Origin of the sequence: Arthrobacter sp. UYEF20, assembly GCF_040546335.1 — a bacterium.
Classification (GTDB): domain Bacteria; phylum Actinomycetota; class Actinomycetes; order Actinomycetales; family Micrococcaceae; genus Arthrobacter.
Genome location: NZ_JBEPNP010000020.1, coordinates 34,751 through 56,869, shown reverse-complemented (window position 1 = coordinate 56,869; position 22,119 = coordinate 34,751). Strand labels below are relative to the sequence as shown.

Below are 22,119 nucleotides of genomic sequence, written 5' to 3'. Positions count from 1 at the left end.
GATGGCCATCCCCGCACGGGACAACACTGCACTGGACATCGTGCTCTGGGGCGTTCTGCCGTACGTCATGGCGGTGATCCTGGTGGGCGGGCTCGTCTGGCGGTACAAGTACGACCAGTTCGGCTGGACCACGAGGTCCTCCCAGCTGTACGAGTCCCGGCTGCTGCGCATCGCCTCCCCGCTGTTCCACTTCGGCCTGCTCGCCGTGATCGCCGGGCACTTCTTCGGCCTGGTCATCCCGCTGGTGTGGACCGAGGCCGTGGGGATGAGCCAGGAGTTCTACCACTTCAACGCCTTGCTGGTGGGCGGGGTGGCCGGGGTGGGAACGCTCGGCGGGATCATCCTGCTGATCTACCGCCGCCGCACCACCGGGCCGGTGTTCATGGCCACCACCAAGAATGACAAGACCATGTACGTGGTGCTCACCGCCGCCATCGTCTTCGGCCTGTGGACCACACTGGCCAGCGTTTTCGGGGGCGAGCACGGCCACAACTACCGCGAGACGGTGGCCCCGTGGTTCCGCTCCCTGTTCATCCTCCAGCCGGACATCGCGGCCATGGCGGAAGCGCCGTTCTCCTTCCACCTGCACACCCTGGTGGGCATGGCGCTCTTCGTGATCTGGCCGTTCACTCGGCTGGTCCACGCCTTCACTGCCCCGTTCCACTACCTCTTCCGGCCCTACATCGTCTACCGCTCCCGGGACCGCGACCGGGCCGGAGGCAAAGCAGCAGCCGGCGGCGGTGCGCGGAGCACCGTCGCCGCCCGCCGCGGCTGGTCCGCCGTCGGAACCCGCGACCGGGACACCCGGAACCGCTGAGCTGAACCTTCTGAACTGGCGAGAGAGGAAACCACTGTGGCCGGATCCGCACCCGCGCCTCCTTCCGTCCCCGCGGGCCGGACACTCAACCTGGTGCTCGCCACTTCGGCGTCGGTGGCGGGTTTCTGGGCGTGGAACTCCGTGGCCACGCTGGGGGCTTTCTACACGCAGAACCTCCAGCTCAACCCGGCCACCACCGGCGTGCTCGTGGCCATGCCGGTCTTCGTCGGTTCGCTGGGCCGGATTGCCGTCGGCACCCTGACGGACAAATACGGCGGCCGCGCCATGTTCACCTTTGTGCTGCTGGCGTCCATCCTCCCCATCCTGCTGGTGGCCGTCGGCGGCACGATGCGCTCGTTCGCGCTGGTGCTGGGCGCGGGGCTGCTGCTCGGCGTGGCCGGAACGGTCTTCGCCGTCGGCATCCCCTTCGTCAGCGCCTGGTACCAGCCGTCCCGGCGGGGCTTCGCCACCGGCGTCTTCGGCGCGGGGATGGGCGGCACGGCGCTGGCGGCCTTCCTCAATCCGCGGCTCGTCGCCGGAATCGGCTACTTCCCCACGCACCTGCTGATCGCCGGGATACTGGCGGTGATGGCGGCCTTGGTCTGGTTCCTGATTAAGGAATCCCCGGGCTGGACCCGCAGCACCGCCCCGGTGCTGCCCAGGCTAGCCGACGCCGCCCGCACCCCGGTCACCTGGAAGATGTGCTTCCTCTACGCCGTCGTCTTCGGTGGCTTCGTTTCCTTCGCCACCTACCTGCCCACCTACCTCCGCGATGTCTACAGCTTCGATCCCAGCGCGGCCGGCGCCCGCACCGCAGGATTCGCCCTCGCGGCCGTGCTGGCACGGCCGGTGGGCGGGGTGCTCGCAGACAGGTTCGGCCCCAAGCCCGTGGTGATCCTCTCGCTCGCCGGCGTCGCGGTGCTCGCCTGGGTGGTGAACCTGCAGCCCGACGGCGACGTCCCCGCCGGCCTGACGTTCGTGGCCATGGCGGCGGCGCTGGGCCTGGGCACGGGCGGGGTGTTCGCCTGGGTGGGTGTGCTCGCTCCGCCGGGCAAGGTGGGCAGCATCAGCGGAGTGGTCAGCGCGGCCGGCGGCCTGGGCGGCTACTTCCCGCCGCTGGTGATGGGCGCAACGTACGACGCCGCGACGCGCAGCTACTCGATCGGGTTGCTGCTGCTCGTGGTCACGGCCCTCGCGGCGCTGGCCTTCACGATCTTCGCCGTGAAGGGCCGGGCCAAGGCGAAGCTCGCACCCGCCTAGCTGTCATTTTCGTTAGTTCGTCGGGGGTTTAGGGGGCCCAGAACTCTTCGTGTCGGGAGGACATGCCCAGTTTTCGGGCCGGGACCGGGCATAACCGGAATATGTCCGCCCGCCGGCCTGGCGGAGGGCACCGTCCGGATCCGGGCGCATGTGCGGGTGGCTCCGCTGCGGGGATCAGCTGCTCTCCGGGAGGACATGCCCAGTCTTCGGGCCGGGGACCGGGCACAACCGGAATATGCCCATCCGCCGACCCCGGCGCGGGGCATGTCCTTAAGCCCGGCGGCCCCGCTGCCTGGACCTGAACCCCCGGCGAACTAACGAAAATGCCGCCTAGCTGCGGGCCCGGAGGCCTGTCAGCCGAACACCAGGTGCGCCACCGTGAAGATGGCCAGTCCGGCGAGTGCGCCCACCACGGTGCCGTTGATCCGGATGAACTGCAGATCCCTGCCCACCTGGAGCTCGATCTTCTGCGAGGTTTCCTCGGCGTCCCAGCGGCCCACGGTATCGGTGATCACGGCGGCGATGTCCGAGCGGTAGGTCTTCACGAGGTAGCCCGCGGCGTCGCCGATCCACCTGTTCACCTTGCCGGCCAGCTCGGGATCGACCACCAGCCGGGTGCCGAAATCGTGCACGGCCGCCTTGAACCTTACGGTCAGCTCGCTGTGCGGATCGTCGACGGCGGCGAGCAGCGCCGCCTTGACGGTGCCCCAGGTGCGGGAGGCGAGCTCGCGGACCTCGGGGTCGCCGAGCACCTGCGCTTTGATGCCCTCGGCGCGGGCGATCATGACAGGGTCATGCTGCAGGTCCTGCGCGAGTTCCTTGAGGTACTTGTCGATCGACTGGCGCACCTGGTGCTGCGGATTGGACTGCACGGCGCGGGTGAACTTCAGGATCTCCACATACACCTTGTCGCCCACGAGCCCGTCCACGAACGACGGCACCCACGTCGGGGAACGGTCGGTGACCAGTCTGTTGACCGTCTCCTGGTTGTCCCGCACCCAGTCCACCGTGCGGTCCACCAGCAGGTCCACCAGTGCGTGGTGGTGGCCGTCGTCGAAGATCCGCTCGGCGAGCCGGCCTACCGGCGGTCCCCATGGCGGTGTGAGCAGGTGCTTGCGGACCATGGACTCGATCACCGCCTGGACGTCGTCGTCGTTGAGGACCTTGAACGCGCCGCGGATGACGGCGGCACCTTCCTTGGCGACGCGCTCGGCACCGCCGGGCCCGGACAGCCAGGCGCCCGCCTTGCGGGCGATGTCCATGGAGGCCAGCTTCTCCTGGACCACCTGTTCGGAGAGGAAGTTGGTCTCCACGAATTCGCCCAGCGAGGCGCCGATCTGGTCCTTGCGGCGCGGAATGATGGCGGTGTGCGGGATCTTGAGACCCATCGGGTACTTGAACAGGGCCGTGACGGCGAACCAGTCGGCGAGGGCGCCCACCATGCCGCCCTCGGCTGCCGCCCGGACGTATTCGAGCCACGGATACTGCTTCTGCAGGGCGAAGGCCGCCACGAAGATGACGGCCATGACGATCAGCAGCGACACCGCCAGCCGCTTCATCTTCCGCAGCGCCACGGCCTTCTCGGCGTCTGCCGCGCTGAGCCGGTGTTCGGCGGCGGCGGACCCGGGCCGGGAGGATCGATCAGTGTTCACCTGCATGTGCCCAGCCTAGCCGGGCTTGAGGCAGGCCCGGTCCGCTAACGTGGCACCATGACGACTGACGAGTCACGCGCCGCCCGTCCGCTGGTCTACGCGCACCGGGGCTCCAGCGAAGCCTTCGCCGAGCACACCCGCGCCGCCTACCTGCAGGCCATTGCCGAGGGCGCGGACGGTGTCGAGTGCGACGTGCACCTGACCCGTGACCAGCACGCCGTGCTGTTGCACGACGCCAACCTGGACCGCACCTCGGATGGCACCGGGCCCGTCGCGGACCGGACCCTGCAGGAGCTCCGCCGGCTGGATTTCTCCTCCTGGCGGGGCGCCAGGATACCCGCCGAATACGGTGGTGTATCGACCCAGTTCCTGACCCTTCCCGAGCTGCTGGACATCCTCCGGGAGGTGGGCCGGGAGATCGGCCTCGCGATCGAGCTCAAGCACCCGAGCCCCTACCAGCTCAAGCTCGAGGACCGCGTCCTCGAGGTCCTGAGGGCCGAGGGGTGGAATCCCGCCACCTCGATGCTGGGCAACATCAAGGTGTCCTTCATGAGCTTCAGCCCGGACGCGGTGAAACACCTGCTCAAGACCGTCCCGGCGGAGGCCGTCTGCCAGCTCATCGACGACGTCGACGTGGAGGAAATCCGCGAAGAACTCGGCCTCGGGGCACTCACCGGCGGTGCGCTGGCCAACGTCATGAAGGCGGCCCAGGCCGAGGGCGTGCGGATCCTGGACGACTGCGAGGTCGGCATGGCCGGACCCGGCATCGACTACGTCCGCCAGCACTCGCGGACCGTCCGGCGCTGGCTCGCCTCCGGACGCCGGTTCCGGGTCTGGACCGTGGACTCGGACAACGACGTCGCCCTCTGCCAGGGTCTGGGCATCCAAGAGATCACCACGAACAGGCCCGCGCAGGTCCTCGCCCAGCTCTCGGCGGGCAGCCAGCGGCTTCGCTGAGCGTCCGCACCTGTGCGCCGGCTTCCCTGAGCGCCGGCACCCGGGCTCAGGCGGCGAGGTCCCGGCGCCGCCAGCCGAGGTAGCCGAGGGCGGCAAGCACCGCAGCGGCTGCCGTGAGACCGGCCAGCTCACCCATCGAGCCGGACCCCACGGGGAGCAGCGGGGAATGCCGGAACGGGGAAAGGTCCATCAGCCATTGGGGTGCGTTCCAGAGCACGCCGAATTCACCGAGTGCGACGAAGGCGAACAGCAGCCCCCACACAGCGCCGGCGAATCTCGGCGCCCAACCGAACACGGTCAGGGGGGCGCTCGTCATGACCCAGGCCGCCGGGATCTGGGCCAGGGCAGCCGCCGTGGACCTGCCCAGCTGGTCGCCGTCGAGGAGGACGGAGGCGGCTCCGGCTCCGATTGACAGCCCTGCGAGCAGCATCAGGGCGCTGACTCCCGCCAGGGCAGCCGCATAGTGGCTGCTCGCCCAGCGGACGCGGGTGGTTGCGGTGCCGAGGAGAGCTTCGGTATGGCCTGCGGCCTCCTCGCTGCGCAGGTGGTTCGCTGCGGACACGCCATAGACGGCTGCGAGGAGCCCCATGATGCTGATCTCGGCGGCCAGGAAAGCATCGTTAAGGGCCTGCCGCCCGCCCAGCTGCGTGATCAGGTCCTGGGCAGTGGGGGAACTCAGAAGCTCCGCCACGTTCCCTACCAGCGAGCCGATCAGCACGCCGAAGAGCACGAACGCCACGGCCCAGGCAACCCAGATCCGCAGCTGCAAGCGGACCGCCAGGTCCCAGACACCGGACGAGGAGGAAGCGTTCGGCGTCGGTGACGAGCGCGGCGACGAGCGCCACCTTTTGCCGGTTGCCCTTGGAGTAGGTGCGCGATTTCTTGCCCTGATCCAACTCGAAGAGCTCCAGCAGCCGGTCCCGCCGGGCCCGGTCCTGGCCGCCCTGCAGCCGGCCGAGCAAATCGATCACCTCGCCGCCGGTCAGGTTCGGCCAGAGGGCGACGTCACCGGGGACGTAGGCGAGCCGGCGGTGCAGCGACGCCACCTCGCGCCAGGGGTCCATCCCCAGCACCCGGATGGAGCCCGCATTGGCATGCAGCAGCCCCAGAAGCAGCCGCAGGGTGGTCGACTTCCCGGCCCCGTTGGGGCCGAGGAAACCGTGCACCTCGCCGGCGACGACTTCGAAATCCAGGCCGTCGAGGGCAGTCACGGTTCCGAAACGCTTTACGACGCCGGTCATCTCCACCACACTGCTCATAGTCAACAAGGTACGCCGCATTGGGGCGCAGGACCCCGGCCCTAAGACCCGGCTCAGACCCGTCCGTGGAGCACCCGCGGTTTCAGCGGGGTCCGTGGCTGTGATTGAGTTGTTCCATGCCATTTCGCTGGTCCGGCCGGGCCACCCAGACGCTTGCCGCGGCTGCCCTGAGCGCGTTGCTGCTGGCCAGCGCCGGAAAGCACTTCCGGGAGCCGGAGTTCTTTGACCAGGTGGTTCCGGACTTCCTTTGCCGCGACGACTCCGGTGCCAGGCCCAACGGTCCGCTCGCCGTGCTGTCCCGGCAGGAATGGGTTGCCGTCAGCGGGCTGCTGGAAGCCGGCGCCGCCGTCGGACTCCTGATCCCAGCCACGCGCCCGGCGACGGCCGGCTGCGTCACCGCCCTGTTCACGCTCTTTCTGGCCGGGCACGTCGACGCCCTGCGCCGGGCCTACGGACCGGACGGCACGCCCCGCCAGCGCCGGGTCCACGCCCTGCGCCTCCCGCTGCAGGCACCGCTGATGGCCTGGGCCTGGAGCCTCACGAAGCCGGGCGCCGGCCAACCGGCCCAGCCGGAAACCGTCCCGGGGCGGCGGCCATGAAGTTCCTGCAGTCCCCGGCCGTGCGGGTGGGACTCTCGATCAGCATCGCCACGGGCCTCTACGGCGTGTCTTTTGGAGCCTTGTCGGTCACCTCGGGGCTCGACTTCTGGCAGACCATGGCCCTGAGCCTGCTGCTCTTCAGCGGCGGTTCGCAGTTCGCCTTCATCGGCGTGGTGGCCGGAGGCGGCTCCGGCGTCGCCGCGATGGGGGCCGCCACGCTGCTGGGCATGCGCAACGGGATTTACGGCATGCAGATCAACGCCCTGCTCCGGCCGCGCGGCTGGCTCAGGTTCGCCGCCGCCCACGTGACGATCGACGAGTCCACCGCCACCAGCACCGGGCAGACGGATCCGATCGAACAGAGCCGCGGCTTCTGGACGGCAGGCCTCGGCATCTTCGTGCTGTGGAACCTGTTCACCGCGGTCGGCGCGCTCGCGGGAGCCGCGCTGGGCGACCCCAAGCAGTGGGGTCTCGACGGCGCCGCGGTGGCGGCGTTCCTGGGCCTGCTCTGGCCGCGGCTGAAAGGCCGCGAACCGGTGGCGATCGCCGTCGTGTGCGCGCTGGCCACGGTGCTCGCCGTCCCGTTCGTGCCCGCCGGGGTGCCGATCCTGGTGGCCGCCGTGGTGGCAGCGGGAATCGGCTGGCTGAGCCACGGCCGCAGTGACGAAGGCCTGGAACCGGATGTGGATCCCTATGCGGCGCATCACCCCGCCCACCCCTCGTCCCGTCCCTCTTCCCGTCCCTCAGGGGATACCCCATGAGCCTGTGGCTGTGGCTGCTCCTCGCCTGCCTGCTGGGCTATGCCTGGAAACTGCTCGGCTATCTGGTTCCCGCCAGCCTGCTCCGCGATCCCCGGATGTCCAGGATCGCCGGCACCATGACCATCGGGCTGCTGGCATCCCTGACCATCGTGAACGCGGTGGCAACGGGCCAGTCGTTGGCGCTGGACGCCCGGCTCGGGGCGCTGGCGGCGGCCGGCGTCGCCTTGTGTTTCCGGGCGCCGTTCCTTGTGGTGGTCCTCGCCGGGGCCGGCGCCGCCGCCGGGCTTCGGCTGCTGGGCTGGGGCTAGCGGGCATTTTCGTTAGTTCGTCGGGGTCAGGTCCAGACGGTGGGGTGGCCGGGCTCAAGGACATGCCCCGCGCCGGGGCCGGGGAATGGACATATTCCGATCATGCCCTGTCCCCGGCGCGAGGAATGGGCATGTCCTCCCGGAGAGTAGCCGATCCCCGCAGCGGAGCCACCCTCAAATGCCCCCGGGATACGGACGGTGATGCCCCGCGCCGGGGTCGGCGGATGGACATATTCCGGTTCTGTCCGGACCCGGGCGCGAGGAATGGGCATGTCCTCCCGACCCGAAGAGGTCCGGGCCACTAAACCCCCGACGAACTAACGAAAATGACCACTAGCAGGGCGGCCGCATACCGCCGTCGTACCGGGCCGTAACGGTCTTTAGTCCCTACTGACCCCGGATGCCCCATGGGAGCATTCGGTTATGAGCGACAACGACGTGCCGGAGCGGGGTGCAGCCGGCAAGGGGCAGCACCCCAAGCCGCACGAGCCTTATGTCCCCCCGGGAGCTGAGTCCACCCGGGAACTGCGCGAGATGGCACGCCGCCGGCGCGAGGCCGAGGAGAAGCTGCAGCACCATCTCCAGGAAGCCAAAGAGAAGCCGGCGGAGGACTAAAGCGGAGAATCCGGCTTTCGGAACGCAGGACCAGGGCCATCACGACGACATCGCCGGCGTAGCCGATCACGGGCAGGACGTCCGGCACGGGGTCGATCGGTGACAGCAGGTACGCAGCATACCGCCGACAATTCCGCCGATGGTCTCCCACACCACCGGCGCTAGCCGAGCACGGCGTCGAACGCCGTGCCGGACAGCGGCCCCTGCGGCGGCAGCGGCCGGTGCGGCCGTTCCGTGCGGATGGCGTCCTCGACCAGGGCCACGGGGCGGCGCCAGGCGTCCGAGCCGGCCTCCATGGTGTCCACGACGCCGATCAGCATGGCCAGGAGCCGGATCAGGTCCGTCATCGAAATGTCGCTGCGCAGGGTTCCCTGGCCCTGTCCGCGGCCGAGCAGCACGGCTACGGATTCGATCAGGTCACCGGTGATGCCGGTCAACAGGCCACGCCGGCCGGCGACGGCGCCGAGCAGGTTGGCCTCCTCGCTGGCGACACCCATCAGCGCGTCGATCACGCGGAAGAGGCCCTCGGCAGCATCCGGGTTGGCCAGGGCCTCCTCGATGACCGGATCCACCAGCCGTCCGAGCTGCCGGTGCAATGCTGCGAGGACCAGTTCTTCCTTGTCCGCAAAGTTCCGGAACAGGGTGGCCGGGCCCACCCCGGCGGTCACGGCGATGGTCTGCAGCGGGACTTCCGGGCCGTGCTCGCGGAAGCATTGCCGGGCCGCCGTGATGATCTTGTCCACATTGCGCGCGGCGTCCGCACGGAGCGGCCTGCCTTCTATAACCCGGTTCATTTGCTTAGGGTAGCAACGCAAAGGTTGAGTAAACCTGTTACCGACGCGTAGTGCCCAAGATGTCGATTGGCGGACCGAAACGGGCCCCGAGACGGTTCCGAAACCGGTCCCGGAACGGGTGCCGAAGGTCTCCTGGCGGCATGAAAGACTGGGACCATGTTGCTTGCATTTTCTGTCGCCCCCTCCGGCCGGCCCGCGCCCGGCGCCCCGTCCGGCCCAACAGATTCCTCTGCCGCGGCGGATGAGGCCTCGGTGCACGACGCCGTCGCCGAGGCGGTGCGGATCGTCCGGGAGTCCGGGCTGCCCAACCATACCGATTCGATGTTCACCACTCTCGAAGGCGATTGGGATGAGGTCTTCGCGGTGGTGAAGCGCGCCACGGAGGCCGTCGGACGCTACGGCAGCCGCGTCTCGCTCGTCATCAAGGCGGACATCCGCCCGGGCTACTCGGGCGAACTTACCGGCAAGCTGGAACGTCTCGAAGCTGCGATCGGCGAGGCCATGGCACCCGGCCAGGGCTAGAACACCGGACGTTGGGAGGTTCCGGGCCGGACGCTACCGCCCGGCCCGGCCAGCTGGAAGACTGGGGGCATGATCGAGCATCAGCCCACCGCCCGCTGGATCGCCGTCGAGGACTTCCTGTCCGGCGTCGTGGTCCATCCGGACAGCTCCCTGCAACGCGCCGTGACCACCGCCCTTGAAGCGGGCCTGCCACCCATCGAGGTGACGCCCAATGCCGGTAAGCTGCTCAAGCTGCTGGTCCAGCTCTCCGGCGCCCGCCGCGTGCTGGAGATCGGTACGCTGGCCGGCTTCAGCACCATCTGGATGGCCCAGGGACTACCCGACGGCGGCAAGCTGGTCACCTGCGAATTCCTTCCCCAGCATGCCGACGTGGCCCGCGCAAACGTCGACGACGCCGGACTCGGCCACAAGGTGGAGATCCGCGTCGGCGCGGCGCTGGACACTCTGCAGGCACTCCAGGACGAGGGTGCCGAGCCGTTCGATTTCGTCTTCATCGACGCGGACAAAGAAAACGACGCGCAATACCTTGACTGGTCCATCAGGCTCGGCCGGCCCGGCACCACGGTGGTCATGGACAACGTGGTCTGGGAAGGCGCCGTGCTGGACCCGGCCCTCGATACCGTCAACGCGCCCGGCATCATCAGTGCGCTGCAGATGATGGGCGAGGACCCGCGGCTGGACGCAACCGTGATCCAGACGGTGGGCTCGAAGGGTTGGGACGGCTTCGCCCTGGCGCTCGTCCGGTAGACCGTGCGTCCGCATCCGGGGTTCTGCGCGGCTGCCCGGCGACCGGCACCGGCCGGCCGCCCAGCCCAACTGACTCGCAGTTGTTGTCGTTTTCGGCGCCCAAAACGACAACGAGTGCCAGCTACTTCACGCCGTCAGGTCATGACCAGCACGGCGGCCCCGGTGATCCGGCCCTCCGCCAGATCCAGCAGCGCTTTGTCCGCGGAGGAGAAGGGATACGCCACGGTGGTGGGGCGGAGCGGGATCTCGGCGGCGATGCGGAAGAACTCCTCGCCGTCGGCACGGGTGTTGGCGGTGACGCTTCGGAGTTGGCGTTCCTGGAATAGTTCCCTGGCGTAGTTCAGCGGCGGAATGTCGCTTAGGTAGATGCCGGCGACGGCGAGGGTCCCGCCGCGGTCCAGGGCGCGAAGCGCCACCGGCACCAGGCCGCCCGCCGGTGCGAAGAGGATCGCGGAGTCCAGCGGGTCCGGCGGACCCTCCTCCGCGCCGCCGGCGAACGTGGCGCCCAGCTCGAGGGCAAGGCGCCGGGCGTCCTCTGACCGGGTCATGACGTACACGCGTGCACCCCGGTACAGGGCGATCTGGGTGGCCAGATGCGCGGACCCGCCGAAACCATAGATCCCCAGCCGGCCGCCGATGGGCAGCTCCGCCCGGGCCAGGGCACGGTAGCCGATGATCCCGGCGCAGAGCAGGGGCGCTGCCTCCTCGTCCGTAAGGACGTCCGGAATCCGGTAGGCGAACTGCTCGGCCACGGTGATCAGCTCGGCATAGCCGCCGTCGCGGTCCCACCCGGTGAAGGTGGGGGACAGGCAGAGGTTTTCTTCGCCGCGCAGGCAGAACCGGCAGGAACCGCAGGTCCCGCCCAGCCACGCCACACCGACGCGCTCCCCGGGCCTGAACCGCCTGGCCCGCGTGCCGCAGCGGAGTACTTCGCCGACGACTTCGTGGCCGGGAATGGTCCCGGCGTGCCTCGGCTCCAGCTCGCCCTCCGCCAGGTGGAGGTCCGTCCGGCACACCCCGCAGACGCGCACCCTCAACAGCACCTCGCCGGGGCGGGGCCGGGGATCCGGGCACTCGCCTGCAACCAGGGGGCCGCTTCTGATCGGTCCCGGCTCAGCAACCCGCCAGGCTCGCACGGCGCTCTCCTTTCCTCGCGCTTCCGGTCCCGTACAGCCGTGACCGCCGAGGCGGCATTCGGGCGTAACGGGATCAGCGCGTGATCAGCACGTTGCAGCGTGCTTTGTGCAGCACTGCGGAGACGGTGTTGCCGGGACCGCCCTCGCGATTGTGGGTTCCAATCACCAGTACGTCCGCGTCGCTTGCCGCTGCCAGCAGTTCCTTGGACGCGGAATGGCCTTGAACCAGCTTGCCGGAGACCGCCAGCTCCGGAGCCAGCTTCACAGCGTCAGCCAAGGCATGGTCCAGCAGCTCCCGACCATGGAGCGGGGCATGGCGGCCATGCTCTTCGCGGCCAGGCTCTTCACGGTCCGCTCCGCGTGACTGGTCGATGTGGATCAGCTGCAGGGAGGTGCCGAGCGCGGTCGCGAGCCGGAGGGCGCCGGCCAGTGCCGCCGAACCCCGGGACGTCGCGTCGATCCCCACCACCACGGGGCTCCCGGGGCTGCGCGGACGCCGGATGACCATCAGCGGGCAGGGGGAGGAACCGGCCAGATCCAGGCAGACCGAGCCGGCCAGCTGGCCCAGCACGCCGCCGATGCCGAGGCTGCCCACCACAAGGAGGCGCGCGTCCCGGGCAGCGCTGCGCAGGACCTGCGCCGGGAGCCCGGCTTCCATGACGCCGTCGACGTCGGCCCAGCCGCCGGCCGCGGCTCCGGACCCGCCGCTGACTGGAGTCCCGCCGCCGGCCGCGGCCCCGGCGTCGGTCGTGGCGAGCGAGCGGTAGGCCTGGCGCCCCAGTTCTAGGCCTTCGGCCAGGACGGTTTCGGCGGAGTGCCGCAGCCCGCTGCCTTCCACACCCTTGACCGGGCCGAGGTTTTTGGTGAACACCGGCCAGACCCAGGCGTGGATGACGCGGAGCGGCGACCGTACGGTGGCCGCGTATTCGGCGGCCCACCTCACGGCCTGCTGCGCGGCCTCGGACCCGTCGTAGCCCACAGCCACGGTACTGCGTCCCTGCCCTGCTGCGGGTGCCAAATGCTGCCTCCCGGGTCGTCGTCCCTACTCCGCCCCCAGCGTTACTTGCCCCAGTAGAGCGCAGGACGCCCGGCAGGGCTAGGGGCTTTGGTCCCGCGAGGAGCCCTGATCGGCGGCGTTGTCCCTGCCGTGATCGCTGTCGGCGTCGCCGTGTTGTTCCCGCAGCTCGCGCCCGCGGCGGATGTCTTCTTCTTCACGGGCCTGGAGCTTGTCACTCTGCTTGGTGTCCCGGGGCGGCAACTGGATGGTCTCTTCGGCCTCGATGCCGGCCTGGAGCTGGCGGCCGCGTTCCATTTCGGCGTCGAACTCCGCGCCGAACAGCAGCGACATGTTCAGGATCCAGAGCCACAGCAGGGAGATGATTACGCCGCCGATCGCGCCGTAGGTCTTGTTGTAGCTGCTGAAGTTGGCCACGTAGAACGCGAAGGCCACGGACGCCAGGAGGAAGATCACCAGGGCGATGAAGGACCCCAGGCTCATCCAGCGGAACTTGGGCTGCTTCACGTTGGGCGTGGCGTAATAGAGGATCGCGATCGCCAGCACGACGAGCAGCACCATGATGGGCCATTTCGCGATATTCCACGCGGTCAGGAAGACGCCGCCCAGGCCGATCGCGTTGCCGACGGACTCCGCTACCGGCCCGGTCAGGACGAGCATGGCGGCCAGCACGGCGACGATCAGCAGGTTGACGATGGTGACGCCGAGCACGGTGCCCCGGAGTTTGAGGAACGGCCGGCCTTCGTCGATTTCGTAAACCCGGTTCATGGCCCTGGCAAATGCCACGGTATAGCCGGAGGCGGACCAGAGCGCGATCAGGATACCGATGACAAGTGCAAATCCGGCAGTGGAGGAGCTGCTGAGCTCCTGAACCGGCTGGCGTATGGCCTTCACCGTATCGGCCGGGGCGAAACCGCCCACGATCTCCAGGAGCGCCGAGGTGGTCTTCTCGGCCTGCCCGAAAATCCCCAGCAGGGACACCAGGGCGAGGAGCGCAGGGAAGAGTGAGAGGACCGAATAGTAGGTCAGGGCGGCGGCGAGATCGGGGCACTGGTCCTTGGTGAATTCGCGCAGTGTCTTCTTCGCGATGTACTTCCACGAGGGTTTGGTGACATCGGTGGGGCTGTCCGGCTTGCGGGAATCGTCCGGGGCAGGCGCCGTGCGGGCCTTGGCGGTGCTGCTCTCCTCGGTTTCCGCGTCGGTTGTGGTGGGGCGCTCTGCGGAGTCGTTCTCTGCCATGGGGATCTTCCTTCGTGGGGTTAAGTGCAGCGGCCGGCCGGCCCGCACGGATGCGGGGACGGCCGGCCGGTTCCGGAAGCCTCAGGCCTGCTGGACGTTGTCTTTGGCGTCCGCAGCCCGGTCCTTGACGTCGGCCACAGCGCCCTGGCCTTCGGCCTTGACGTGTTCGGTGGCGTCCGTTGCGCTTGCCTTGACGTTCTCCATGGCTTCCTGGGCGGGCTCCTTGAGCCCTTCAGCGACGCTCTTGGCGGCCTCTGTCAGCTCCGCGGTGAGCGGTTCGGCTGCCGTCTTGAGGGCGTCGGCAGCTTCGCGCTCCTTCTGGCTGGCCGGGATCAGGGAGGACACCAGCAGGCCGGCGCCGAACGCGATCAGCCCCGCTGCCAGCGGGTTGCCCTGCGTCTTGGTCTTGACCTGGGCCGGCGCGTCCCCGATCGCGGAGCCTACATCACCCAGGTGCGCGCCTCCGCTACCGGTGGCGGGGTGCGCGCCGCGCGCAGTATGGTCGGCTGCCCCCATGACTTTCTCCTTCACTCCGAATACCGCGTCCTTCACCTTGTCGCTTTGCCGCTGGACGATGTGGGACGGGGTGACTTTGTCCGCTACAGCATCGACATTCGTGCCCAGCCGTTCGCGGGTTGCTTCGATATCTGCTCGGATGACATCCGGGTTTTCACTCATCGTGTTCCTCGCTGGATCTAGGAGTTGGGTTTAAGCGTGGGCGGGATTTCCTGCAAGGTTTCGGCGGTCTGGGGCATGCCCTTGATCGCCTTGAGTTCCTTGCGGCCGATCGAGGCCAGGACGGCGGCTACGATGCCCCAAACCACGGCAACGACGACGCCGGACCAGCCCAGCCCCATGAGGGTCCCGAGCGCCCACCAAAGCGCCAGGGAAAGGAACAGGAGCACGAAGTAGCCCGCGACGCCGGCGCCGGCGAGCATTCCGCTGCCCTTGCCGGCCCGTGTGGCCGACTGTTTAAGCTCGACCTTGGCCAGTTCGACTTCCTGGCGCATCAGGGTGGACATGTCCCGCGTGACATCGCCCAGGAGGTCGCCGAGGGAGGAGGTTTCCGCCTTGGCGTGGGCGGCGTCGGGAGGTATTTCGCTGCTCATCGCCGGCCCCCGTCAAAGGGCTCATCGCGCAGCGGATCAACCGGCTGCGGGGTGACCGCCGGCTCGGAGGCCCCGCGGTCTTGCCGGCCGGCGTCGCCCCGCGCGTCAGGGCCCGGCGGGTTCGGCGGGTAGGTGTCCGCGAAGCCCGCCGTCGTCGTTTCCGGAGCAGGCAGCTGTACCGGCGGCGGCGGAACCGCCATCCCGGTGTCGGGAACGCGGGTTACCGGCGGCGGCGGAACCGCCATCCCGGTGTCGGGAACGCGGGTTACCGGCGCGGCCGTGCCGCTGAGGGCGGGGCCGCTGGCTGCCGGGGTGCCCGCCGAGTCGGGGGCGCCGGCCGCCAGGCTGCGGCTGAGCCGGCCTGCCAGGACGCCGGCCCCGGCCGCCAGCAGCAGGAAGGTGCCGGGCCGTTGCCGGGCGAAGGACTTCACCTCGGTCAGCAGCGAACCGGGGTCCCGTCCGTCGAGCCACGATGCCACGGCGGAGGACCGCTCGGCGGCCTGGCGCACGAGGTCGGTGGCGACACCGGGCTGATCGGAGGCAGCGGCCATGGAATGCAGTTCGGTCGAGACGGAGCGCAGGCCCTCGGCAAGCTTCTGCTGTTGCGCGCCGGCCTGGTCGGTGAGATCAGACCTGGCCTGGTGCAGCAGATCCCGGGCGTTCGTCTTGACCTCGGCCGCAACGTGGGCCGCTTCGGACTTGGCCGTATCCGCGACGTTCTGGGCCGAGTCGGCGGCCTGCCGGGAAACATCCGCGGCCTCGTCCTTGGCTGCATCCTTCTTGGAGACCCCGCCCTCCGACGGGGTTGCGGACGTGCCGCCGATTGAAGCCGGCGGGAACGTCGACTCCGGCCGGACGGGATTCTGCTGGGCAGCCGCCGGGGTGCCGAGGCTCCCATCCTGGGGCCATTGGTTCTCTGTCATCTTCGCTCTCTTTCCAAGAAGATCGGCTGCTGATCACAAACCAGCAATACTGGCGTACTAATACTAAGCATGATTACTATCGGATGGTAAGGGTCCTTGTTGTAGTTTTTGTTGTCGTTCCGGGCAGCGCTGAAATCGGCGCTATTGACCGAGAACCCAGCCGCTGCGGCCCCGTGAACTAGGCTTGAAACATGAGCAAAACGGTGGACGACTGATGGCGAAGCGGGGCAGGGCGGCCGGCCGGAACACCGGAAGCACGACGCCGGGAGTCGTGGAGGTGCCCAAGGGCAGCCGCCCGGACGGTCCGGTTGAAGGCATCTACTACATCGACACCGGTGACTGCGAGCTGATCGCGGACCAGGACAACTCCACCGGCTGGCTGCTGCGCATCAACGGCGTGATGAGCTCCCACATTGACCTCGCCGATCCGCTGTTCCTCGACTTCGAGTACATGCGCTGGATCTCCGCGCTGGTGGAATCGCGCTGGCCCCGGGAGACGAAGCCGAAGCTGCGCGCCCTGCACCTCGGCGGGGGAGCCTGCTCCCTGGCCCGTTACTTCCACGCCGCCTACCCTGAGGCCCGCCAGGTGGTCGTCGAACTGGACGGCAGACTCGCCGAATACGTCCGCGGCTGGTTCGACCTGCCCAAAGCCCCGCTGCTGCGCCTGCGCGTGGGGGAAGCCCGCGTGGTCACCGAGAGCCTCACCCCGCAGACCCGCGATGTGATCATCCGCGACGTCTTCGCCGGCTCCGTGACGCCCCGGCCGCTCACCACCCGGGAGTTCAACGAGCACGCCAGGGCTGTCCTGGCCCCGGGCGGGATCTACGTAGTGAACTCGGGTGACGCCCCGGACTTGAAGAACGCCCGCGAGGACGCCGCCACCATCGCTGCTTCCTTCGCGCACACCGTGATCATTGCGGACCCGGCAATGCTCAAGGGCCGGCGCTACGGAAACATGGTCATGGCCGGCAGCGACGTTCCGTTCGACGACGACCCCCAGTTGGCGAGGCGGCTGCTCGGCGGAGCGGTGCCCGCCCACATCTGGGACGATGTCAAGGTCCGCGCCTTCGCCGCCGGCGCCCCGGTCCGGCAGGACCCGGTTACCCCGTCGATTGCTCCGTAGCGGCCCTTTTGCGGCCTCTGAACGGCGGTTACGGAGCAGTCGATGAGTACCCGCCCCGGCCCATGAGGGCCTCGCGATGCTCCACGGTCTGTTGCCGCAGCGCCTGCACCACGGCCGCCACCGCCGGACGGCGCATGGAATCGGGACGCAGCACCATCCAGTACGGCAGCAGCTCCGCGAACGCTTCGGGCAGCAACCGGACGAGGTCCGGGTGCAGATCCGCCGCGAAGCACGGCAGGAAACCGATCCCGGCGCCGGCGCGCGTCGCCTCCACATGGACAAAGACGTTGGTGGAACTCAGCCCGTCCCGCATGGCCGGCACCAGCCGGCGGGGCGCGTCCAGATCGTCCACCTGGAGCATGGAATCGACAAAATACACGAGGGAATGGGCCGTGAGCTCCTCCACGGTTGCCGGGGTGCCGTATTCGGCCAGATAGTCCCGGGAGGCATACATCCCGAGCATGTATTCGCCGAGCCGTGCCGCGGCGGCCCGGTGCACCTGGGGTTCGCCCACCACCACTTCGATGTCCAGGCCGGAACGCTGCTGGAGCGCCCGCCGGGTCACCGTGATGATCTCGACGCTGAGGCCGGGATGCTCGCGGCGCAGCCGGGCCACCGCGGGGGCGGCAACGTAGGCGCTGAAAGCGTCCGTAGCGGTCATCCGGACCACTCCGGTGATGGGGTCCGGGGTGCTGCCGGGCTGTTCGAGGGTCCGGATGGCGGCTTCCACCCTCTCCGCAACCAGCACGGCTTCAGCGCCGAGGTCCGTGAGCTCCCAGCCGCCGGAGGCGCGGGACAGCACCCGCCCGCCCAGGGCCTTCTCCAGGGCCGCGATCCGCCGGGAAACGGTGGTGTGGTTCAGCCCCAAAGCCTGGGCCGCCGTCGTGAACTTCGCAGAACGGGAGACCGCCAGCAGTACCAGCAGGTCATCGGGGTTTGCATTCATATCTGCAATTCTGCACACAAGGAGTGCTGCTTTGACTATTGAATCGCCCAGTATGTGCGGCAATACTCAGTGAAGCTGCTCAGTGCCGTGCATCACGCCTCGCCTGGGCCGTTAATGACGCGAACTGAGGAGTGCAGACATGGAGAGCAGCTTGAGCGGGCGCAAGGCCCTCGTCACCGGCGGGGCCGGCGGGATCGGCGCCGCGAGCGTCCGCGCCCTGGCGGCGCGGGGTGCCAAAGTGGTGATCGCCGATGTCGATGAAGCCGCGGCGACTGCCCTTGCGGACGAAGTGGGCGGAATGGCTTGGGCTGTCGACCTGCTCGACGTCGAGGCGCTCGAGGCCCTCAGCCTGGACTGCGACATCCTCGTCAACAACGCCGGAATCCAGCGGATCAGTCCCATCGAGGACTTCGATCCGGCGGACTTCCGCCGCATCATCACCCTCATGCTCGAGGCGCCGTTCCTGCTGATCCGGGCCGCCCTGCCGCACATGTACGCCAACGGCTTCGGCCGGATCATCAACCTGTCCTCCGTGCACGGCCTGCGTGCCTCGCCGTTCAAGAGCGCCTACGTCTCCGCCAAGCATGGGCTGGAAGGGCTGAGCAAGGTGACGGCGCTGGAGGGCGGCGCCCACGGCGTCACGTCCAACTGCATCAACCCGGGCTATGTCCGGACCCCGCTTGTTGAGACCCAGATCGCGGACCAGGCCAGGGTGCACGGCATTCCGGAATCCGAGGTGCTGGCGACGATCATGCTGACCGAGTCCGCGGTGAAGCGGCTTGTGGAGCCGGAGGAGGTGGCGTCCCTCGTGGCGTGGCTCGCCTCGGACGACGCCGGTATGGTCACCGGCGCCAGCTACACCATGGACGGCGGCTGGTCCGCAAGGTAGATTGCTGCACGCTTCAACGAAGCCGAGGTGACAGTTGGCGCCCGTGTTCTTCCTGAACATGGGCGCCAACGGTCACCTCGGCGCTAGTCCTTGTTGCCGAAAAGGGCCCCTACGGTGCCGCCGGAACCTGCGGGGTCGTGTCCGCGGTCTCGTCCGCGAGTTCGGCCCGGACCCGGCCGTGGCCGCGGACCCAGAGACGGTACGCAACCACGAGCAGTCCGAGCCAGACGGCGCCCACGTAGAGCGCCACCCGGGTGTCCTCAAATGCGCCGAGGATTCCGATGACGAGGGCCATGAAGACGATGGTCAACACGGAAGCCGCAGGCCACCACGGTGAGGGGAATTCCGACGCCGGCAGATTCTTGCGGGCGATCTCGCGCTTCATCGCGACGTGGGAGGCCAGGATCATCACCCAGACCCAGACGGTGGCAAAGGTCGCGATCGAGGCGATCAGCAGGAACACATCCTCCGGGATGACGGCGTTCAGGACCACACCCACCAGCAGGATGCCGGCCATCATCACCACGGTCATCCACGGCACGCCATGGCGGGAGACCTTGCCGAAGCTTGCGGGGGCGTGCCCCTGCCGGGCCAGGCCGAAGAGGATCCGGCCGGCGCCGAAGATGTCGCTGTTGATGGCGGAGAGCGCGGCGGTGATCACCACGGCATTGAGGATGTGGGGCGCGGCGGGCATGCCCAGGCCGCTGAAGATCTGCACGAACGGGCTGCCGCTGGTGCCGATCTCGTTCCACGGGAACAGACTCATGAGCACGCCCAGGGTCAGCACGTAGAACAGCAGCACCCGCACGGGGACGGTGTTGACGGCCTTCGGGATGACCGACTTCGGATCGGCTGCCTCACCGGCGGTGATGCCCAGAGTCTCGATCCCGCCGAACGCAAACATCACGACGGCGAACGAGGCCAGGAGCCCTTCGAAGCCGTTGGGGAACAGCCCGCCGTGCTCTACGAGGTTGCCCAGGCCCGGGGCCACCGTGGCGCCGCCTGCCTGGAAGCCGAAGACGATGATGGCGGCGCCGCCTGCGATCATGGCGATGATCGCCACCACCTTGATCAGCGAGAACCAGAATTCGAGTTCGCCGAAGACTTTCACGCTGAGCAGGTTCAGGGCGGCCAGGAAGAAGATGATTGCCAGGACCCAGATCCAGCGTTCCACCGCGGGGAACCAGAAGCCCATGTAGATGCTGAAGGCGGTGACGTCCGCGATGGCCACGATCGCCATCTCGAACACGTAGGTCCAGCCGGTCACGAAGCCGGCCAGCGGGCCGAGGTAGCGGCTCGCATACTGGCCGAAGGAGCCGGACACCGGGTGCCGCACCGCCATCTCGCCCAGGGCCCGCATCACCATGAAGACGGCGGCACCGCCGATGATGTAGGCGAACAGCACGGCCGGGCCGGCCTTCTGGATCGCCGAGGCGGAGCCATAGAACAGCCCCGTGCCGATGGCCGATCCCAGGGCCATGAAACGGATGTGCCGGACGTTGAGCCCCCGGCTCAGGACGGTCTCGGCGGCGGCGCCGACGGTTCTGCCGGCGGTGCGGCCCGGTCCCGGAGTGGGCGTTGGCTTGATGTCCGTGGTGGCTTGTTGCATGCGAATACCTTCTCGTCTTTGGGAGGGGGATCGCTATCCAGCAGACCATGTCCGGCGGAGCTGTGATGAGCCTCACGAGCAATACGTGTCTTTGATTTCAGAATGCGAGGCCGGTACCCGGACCGGTCCCGACGTCGAAAACCATTGACACCATGTCAAAGTTTCTTTACCTTGATGATGTCAGCTTTGTTTTACATGGGAGCGGAAATGTCGGCCGAAGAGAAGAGCGCCTGGATCATGGGGATGGTCGCGGTCGCGGCCTACGCGGTGTATCTGGCCGTCGTGCTGGGACTGGCCGGCGCCATGCCGTTGTCTGAGGTGCCGTACGTGGCGCCGCTGCTGTGGACGGTCGGGGGCTCGATCGCGGCGTCCATCGTGCTGCACACTGCGATCCGGACTTTCTCGGCCCAAGATGCCGGCATCAAGGATCAGCGGGACAAGGAGATCCACCGCTTCGGCGAGTACGTGGGCCAGTCCTTCCTCGTTATCGGGGGAGTGGCGGCCCTGGTCATGGCAATGGCTGAACTGGAGCACTTCTGGATCGCCAATGTCATCTGCCTTGCCTTCTTCCTCTCGGCGATCCTGGGCTCCGTGGCGAAGATTGTGGCCTACCGCCGGGGCTTCCAGCCATGGTGAAGCCGACCAGGGTCACGAACTCGATCCGCCGCCTGCGGTTCGAGCGTGACGAGCTGACCCAGGCGGAGCTTGCGGAGCGCATCGGCGTGACCCGCCAGACCGTCATTGCCATCGAACAAGGCCGCTATTCGCCCTCGCTCGAGCTCGCATTCCAGATTGCCCACGTCCTCCGGGTTCCCCTCGACGACGTGTTCCAGTACCCCGACCCTGAAGGAGAAGCACCATGAAAGCGATCATTCAAGACGTTTACGGTTCCACGGAGGTCCTGGAGCTGCGCGACGTCGACGAGCCGGTGCCCGGCGACGACGAGGTGCTGATCCGGGTGCGGGCCGCCGGCGTCGACCAGGGGGTATGGCACCTCATGACCGGGCTGCCGTACCTGACCCGCGCTGTCGGCTTCGGGCTGCGGGCGCCCAAGAACGGCATCCGCGGGCGAGAGGTTGCGGGGGTGGTGGAGACGGTGGGGCGGAACGTCGTCGGATTCCGGTCCGGCGACGAAGTCTTCGGCACGTGCGAGGGTTCCTTTGCCGAATATGCGTGTGCCAAGGAGGGCAAACTGGCGCAGAAGCCGGCGAACCTCAGCTTTGAGCAGGCGGCCGCCGTGCCCATCTCCGCCGTCACGGCGCTCCAGGGGCTCCGCGACAGCGGGCAGGTCCAGCCCGGACAGGAAGTCCTGATCATCGGCGCGGGCGGCGGCGTCGGAGCTTACGCCGTGCAGCTGGCCAAGGCGTTCGGGGCGCAGGTCACGGGCGTCTGCAGCACCGCGAAGCTGGAGCTGGTCCGCTCAGTCGGCGCGGACCACGTCATCGACTACAAGCACGACGACTTCGCCGACGGCCGGAAACAGTACGACCTCATTCTCGACACGGCGGGCAACCGCCGGCTCTCGGTCCTCAGACGGGCACTCAAGCCCCGCGGAACCCTGGTCATCGTCGGCGGGGAAGGCGGCGGAAAGTGGACCGGCGGCTTTGAACGATCGCTCCGCGCGGCAGTGCTGTCCCTCTTCGTGGGCCAGAAGCTCAAGGGGCTCATGGCCGTCGAACGCGCCGGGGACCTCCGCGCACTGGCCGAACTCGTCGAAGCCGGCACCGTGAAGCCGGTCATCGACCGGAGCTTCGCCCTGGCTGACGCCCCGGCCGCAATCCAGTACATGCATGATGGCAAGGCCCGCGGCAAGGTGGTTGTCACGGTCTGAGCGGCAAC

Annotated in this window: 25 protein-coding genes and 2 pseudogenes; 14 read left to right on the top strand and 13 right to left on the bottom strand. The window is 68.5% G+C overall.

The window, feature by feature from the left end; genetic code table 11:
- Window position 1 precedes the first annotated feature (1 nt).
- Complete coding sequence (narI, locus tag ABIB26_RS18955) at window positions 2-817, top strand: respiratory nitrate reductase subunit gamma (RefSeq protein WP_354246637.1); 816 nt, start codon at window positions 2-4, stop codon at window positions 815-817.
- 36 nt (window positions 818-853) lie between these two features.
- Window positions 854-2,077, top strand: a complete 1,224-nt coding sequence (locus ABIB26_RS18950; RefSeq protein ID WP_354246634.1) for an MFS transporter — start codon at window positions 854-856, stop codon at window positions 2,075-2,077.
- Window positions 2,078-2,430: 353 nt separating this feature from the next.
- On the opposite strand, the gene ABIB26_RS18945 is transcribed toward ABIB26_RS18950, so the two are convergent.
- The gene (locus ABIB26_RS18945) at window positions 2,431-3,735 is read right to left on the bottom strand and encodes a DUF445 domain-containing protein (RefSeq protein ID WP_354246632.1); all 1,305 of its coding nucleotides are present in this window, start codon (window positions 3,733-3,735) and stop codon (window positions 2,431-2,433) included.
- Between the two features lie 51 nt (window positions 3,736-3,786).
- Here ABIB26_RS18945 and ABIB26_RS18940 point away from each other — a divergent pair, with 51 nt between their 5' ends.
- Window positions 3,787-4,686, top strand: coding sequence for a glycerophosphodiester phosphodiesterase (locus ABIB26_RS18940; RefSeq protein WP_354246629.1), 900 nt, complete (start codon window positions 3,787-3,789; stop codon window positions 4,684-4,686).
- Between the two features lie 46 nt (window positions 4,687-4,732).
- On the opposite strand, the gene ABIB26_RS18935 is transcribed toward ABIB26_RS18940, so the two are convergent.
- Together ABIB26_RS18935 and ABIB26_RS18930 are read right to left on the bottom strand one after the other, a co-directional pair.
- Window positions 4,733-5,425 carry an efflux permease Rv1217c-related protein gene (locus ABIB26_RS18935; protein WP_354246627.1) on the bottom strand — a complete coding sequence of 231 codons (693 nt, stop codon included), beginning with the start codon at window positions 5,423-5,425 and terminating at the stop codon, window positions 4,733-4,735.
- 58 nt (window positions 5,426-5,483) lie between these two features.
- Window positions 5,484-5,945 (bottom strand): annotated as a pseudogene (locus tag ABIB26_RS18930) (ATP-binding cassette domain-containing protein); the annotation flags it as partial.
- A 116-nt stretch (window positions 5,946-6,061) separates the two neighbouring features.
- Here ABIB26_RS18930 and ABIB26_RS18925 point away from each other — a divergent pair.
- The 4 genes from ABIB26_RS18925 (at window position 6,062) to ABIB26_RS18910 (ending at window position 8,228) form a co-directional block, all read left to right on the top strand.
- Complete coding sequence (locus ABIB26_RS18925; RefSeq protein ID WP_354246624.1) at window positions 6,062-6,544, top strand: DoxX family protein; 483 nt, start codon at window positions 6,062-6,064, stop codon at window positions 6,542-6,544.
- Window positions 6,541-7,305 carry an AzlC family ABC transporter permease gene (locus ABIB26_RS18920; protein WP_354246622.1) on the top strand — a complete coding sequence of 255 codons (765 nt, stop codon included), beginning with the start codon at window positions 6,541-6,543 and terminating at the stop codon, window positions 7,303-7,305. Before ABIB26_RS18925 ends, ABIB26_RS18920 begins: the two co-directional genes overlap by 4 nt.
- Entirely contained in the window at window positions 7,302-7,613 is a 312-nt protein-coding gene (locus ABIB26_RS18915; protein ID WP_354246619.1) for an AzlD domain-containing protein, read from the top strand. Before ABIB26_RS18920 ends, ABIB26_RS18915 begins: the two co-directional genes overlap by 4 nt.
- A gap of 423 nt (window positions 7,614-8,036) precedes the next feature.
- Entirely contained in the window at window positions 8,037-8,228 is a 192-nt protein-coding gene (locus ABIB26_RS18910; RefSeq protein ID WP_354246618.1) for a hypothetical protein, read from the top strand.
- Window positions 8,229-8,271: 43 nt separating this feature from the next.
- Here the strand turns inward: ABIB26_RS18910 and ABIB26_RS18905 are convergent.
- A pseudogene (locus ABIB26_RS18905) lies at window positions 8,272-8,379 on the bottom strand (DUF1232 domain-containing protein); the annotation flags it as partial.
- 10 nt (window positions 8,380-8,389) lie between these two features.
- Window positions 8,390-9,022, bottom strand: a complete 633-nt coding sequence (locus ABIB26_RS18900; RefSeq protein WP_354246617.1) for a TetR/AcrR family transcriptional regulator — start codon at window positions 9,020-9,022, stop codon at window positions 8,390-8,392.
- Window positions 9,023-9,178: 156 nt separating this feature from the next.
- Between ABIB26_RS18900 and ABIB26_RS18895 the strand changes: the two genes are divergently transcribed.
- Window positions 9,179-9,544 carry a thiamine-binding protein gene (locus ABIB26_RS18895; protein ID WP_354246616.1) on the top strand — a complete coding sequence of 122 codons (366 nt, stop codon included), beginning with the start codon at window positions 9,179-9,181 and terminating at the stop codon, window positions 9,542-9,544.
- Window positions 9,545-9,613: 69 nt separating this feature from the next.
- The gene (locus tag ABIB26_RS18890) at window positions 9,614-10,291 is read left to right on the top strand and encodes an O-methyltransferase (RefSeq protein ID WP_354246614.1); all 678 of its coding nucleotides are present in this window, start codon (window positions 9,614-9,616) and stop codon (window positions 10,289-10,291) included.
- Window positions 10,292-10,425: 134 nt separating this feature from the next.
- Here the strand turns inward: ABIB26_RS18890 and ABIB26_RS18885 are convergent, their stop codons facing one another.
- The 6 genes from ABIB26_RS18885 to ABIB26_RS18860 form a co-directional block, all read right to left on the bottom strand.
- Window positions 10,426-11,427 (bottom strand): zinc-dependent alcohol dehydrogenase family protein, encoded by a 1,002-nt coding sequence (locus tag ABIB26_RS18885; RefSeq protein WP_354246611.1) that lies wholly within the window; start codon window positions 11,425-11,427, stop codon window positions 10,426-10,428.
- A 73-nt stretch (window positions 11,428-11,500) separates the two neighbouring features.
- Window positions 11,501-12,445, bottom strand: a complete 945-nt coding sequence (locus ABIB26_RS18880; protein WP_354246609.1) for a universal stress protein — start codon at window positions 12,443-12,445, stop codon at window positions 11,501-11,503.
- A gap of 78 nt (window positions 12,446-12,523) precedes the next feature.
- Window positions 12,524-13,681 (bottom strand): YihY/virulence factor BrkB family protein, encoded by a 1,158-nt coding sequence (locus ABIB26_RS18875; RefSeq protein ID WP_354246607.1) that lies wholly within the window; start codon window positions 13,679-13,681, stop codon window positions 12,524-12,526.
- 81 nt (window positions 13,682-13,762) lie between these two features.
- Window positions 13,763-14,359, bottom strand: a complete 597-nt coding sequence (locus tag ABIB26_RS18870) for a DUF3618 domain-containing protein (protein ID WP_354246605.1) — start codon at window positions 14,357-14,359, stop codon at window positions 13,763-13,765.
- Window positions 14,360-14,376: 17 nt separating this feature from the next.
- On the bottom strand, window positions 14,377-14,790 hold the full coding sequence (locus tag ABIB26_RS18865) for a phage holin family protein (protein ID WP_354246604.1): 414 nt from the start codon (window positions 14,788-14,790) through the stop codon (window positions 14,377-14,379).
- On the bottom strand, window positions 14,787-15,713 hold the full coding sequence (locus ABIB26_RS18860) for a hypothetical protein (protein ID WP_354246601.1): 927 nt from the start codon (window positions 15,711-15,713) through the stop codon (window positions 14,787-14,789). Before ABIB26_RS18860 ends, ABIB26_RS18865 begins: the two co-directional genes overlap by 4 nt.
- Window positions 15,714-15,927: 214 nt before the next feature.
- On the opposite strand from ABIB26_RS18860, the gene ABIB26_RS18855 reads away from it, so the two are divergent.
- A complete protein-coding gene (locus ABIB26_RS18855) occupies window positions 15,928-16,836 on the top strand; it encodes a spermidine synthase (RefSeq protein WP_354246598.1) in 909 nt (302 codons plus the stop codon).
- A 28-nt stretch (window positions 16,837-16,864) separates the two neighbouring features.
- On the opposite strand, the gene ABIB26_RS18850 is transcribed toward ABIB26_RS18855, so the two are convergent.
- On the bottom strand, window positions 16,865-17,782 hold the full coding sequence (locus tag ABIB26_RS18850; protein WP_354246595.1) for a LysR family transcriptional regulator: 918 nt from the start codon (window positions 17,780-17,782) through the stop codon (window positions 16,865-16,867).
- A 139-nt stretch (window positions 17,783-17,921) separates the two neighbouring features.
- On the opposite strand from ABIB26_RS18850, the gene ABIB26_RS18845 reads away from it, so the two are divergent.
- On the top strand, window positions 17,922-18,671 hold the full coding sequence (locus tag ABIB26_RS18845; RefSeq protein WP_354246592.1) for a 3-hydroxybutyrate dehydrogenase: 750 nt from the start codon (window positions 17,922-17,924) through the stop codon (window positions 18,669-18,671).
- 109 nt (window positions 18,672-18,780) lie between these two features.
- Here ABIB26_RS18845 and ABIB26_RS18840 read toward each other — a convergent pair whose 3' ends face one another.
- A complete protein-coding gene (locus tag ABIB26_RS18840) occupies window positions 18,781-20,280 on the bottom strand; it encodes an amino acid permease (RefSeq protein ID WP_354246589.1) in 1,500 nt (499 codons plus the stop codon).
- A gap of 207 nt (window positions 20,281-20,487) precedes the next feature.
- Here ABIB26_RS18840 and ABIB26_RS18835 point away from each other — a divergent pair, with 207 nt between their 5' ends.
- Genes ABIB26_RS18835 through ABIB26_RS18825 form a run of 3 tightly spaced genes read left to right on the top strand, consistent with a single transcriptional unit; the run spans window position 20,488 to window position 22,111 of the window.
- Entirely contained in the window at window positions 20,488-20,916 is a 429-nt protein-coding gene (locus ABIB26_RS18835) for a hypothetical protein (RefSeq protein WP_354246586.1), read from the top strand.
- Window positions 20,910-21,143, top strand: coding sequence for a helix-turn-helix transcriptional regulator (locus ABIB26_RS18830; protein WP_354246584.1), 234 nt, complete (start codon window positions 20,910-20,912; stop codon window positions 21,141-21,143). The genes ABIB26_RS18835 and ABIB26_RS18830 overlap by 7 nt, the downstream gene beginning before the upstream one ends.
- Window positions 21,140-22,111 (top strand): NAD(P)-dependent alcohol dehydrogenase, encoded by a 972-nt coding sequence (locus ABIB26_RS18825; RefSeq protein ID WP_354246582.1) that lies wholly within the window; start codon window positions 21,140-21,142, stop codon window positions 22,109-22,111. The genes ABIB26_RS18830 and ABIB26_RS18825 overlap by 4 nt, the downstream gene beginning before the upstream one ends.
- Window positions 22,112-22,119 lie beyond the last annotated feature (8 nt).

Coding starts and splice junctions, on each gene's coding strand:
- narI (WP_354246637.1), top strand. CDS start 2: ATGGCCATCCCCGCACGGGACAACACTGCACTGGACATCGTGCTCTGG.
- ABIB26_RS18945 (WP_354246632.1), bottom strand. CDS start 3,735: ATGCAGGTGAACACTGATCGATCCTCCCGGCCCGGGTCCGCCGCCGCC.
- ABIB26_RS18940 (WP_354246629.1), top strand. CDS start 3,787: ATGACGACTGACGAGTCACGCGCCGCCCGTCCGCTGGTCTACGCGCAC.
- ABIB26_RS18925 (WP_354246624.1), top strand. CDS start 6,062: ATGCCATTTCGCTGGTCCGGCCGGGCCACCCAGACGCTTGCCGCGGCT.
- ABIB26_RS18920 (WP_354246622.1), top strand. CDS start 6,541: ATGAAGTTCCTGCAGTCCCCGGCCGTGCGGGTGGGACTCTCGATCAGC.
- ABIB26_RS18915 (WP_354246619.1), top strand. CDS start 7,302: ATGAGCCTGTGGCTGTGGCTGCTCCTCGCCTGCCTGCTGGGCTATGCC.
- ABIB26_RS18910 (WP_354246618.1), top strand. CDS start 8,037: ATGAGCGACAACGACGTGCCGGAGCGGGGTGCAGCCGGCAAGGGGCAG.
- ABIB26_RS18900 (WP_354246617.1), bottom strand. CDS start 9,022: ATGAACCGGGTTATAGAAGGCAGGCCGCTCCGTGCGGACGCCGCGCGC.
- ABIB26_RS18895 (WP_354246616.1), top strand. CDS start 9,179: ATGTTGCTTGCATTTTCTGTCGCCCCCTCCGGCCGGCCCGCGCCCGGC.
- ABIB26_RS18890 (WP_354246614.1), top strand. CDS start 9,614: ATGATCGAGCATCAGCCCACCGCCCGCTGGATCGCCGTCGAGGACTTC.
- ABIB26_RS18875 (WP_354246607.1), bottom strand. CDS start 13,681: ATGGCAGAGAACGACTCCGCAGAGCGCCCCACCACAACCGACGCGGAA.
- ABIB26_RS18870 (WP_354246605.1), bottom strand. CDS start 14,359: ATGAGTGAAAACCCGGATGTCATCCGAGCAGATATCGAAGCAACCCGC.
- ABIB26_RS18865 (WP_354246604.1), bottom strand. CDS start 14,790: ATGAGCAGCGAAATACCTCCCGACGCCGCCCACGCCAAGGCGGAAACC.
- ABIB26_RS18860 (WP_354246601.1), bottom strand. CDS start 15,713: ATGACAGAGAACCAATGGCCCCAGGATGGGAGCCTCGGCACCCCGGCG.
- ABIB26_RS18855 (WP_354246598.1), top strand. CDS start 15,928: ATGGCGAAGCGGGGCAGGGCGGCCGGCCGGAACACCGGAAGCACGACG.
- ABIB26_RS18850 (WP_354246595.1), bottom strand. CDS start 17,782: ATGAATGCAAACCCCGATGACCTGCTGGTACTGCTGGCGGTCTCCCGT.
- ABIB26_RS18845 (WP_354246592.1), top strand. CDS start 17,922: ATGGAGAGCAGCTTGAGCGGGCGCAAGGCCCTCGTCACCGGCGGGGCC.
- ABIB26_RS18840 (WP_354246589.1), bottom strand. CDS start 20,280: ATGCAACAAGCCACCACGGACATCAAGCCAACGCCCACTCCGGGACCG.
- ABIB26_RS18835 (WP_354246586.1), top strand. CDS start 20,488: ATGTCGGCCGAAGAGAAGAGCGCCTGGATCATGGGGATGGTCGCGGTC.
- ABIB26_RS18830 (WP_354246584.1), top strand. CDS start 20,910: ATGGTGAAGCCGACCAGGGTCACGAACTCGATCCGCCGCCTGCGGTTC.
- ABIB26_RS18825 (WP_354246582.1), top strand. CDS start 21,140: ATGAAAGCGATCATTCAAGACGTTTACGGTTCCACGGAGGTCCTGGAG.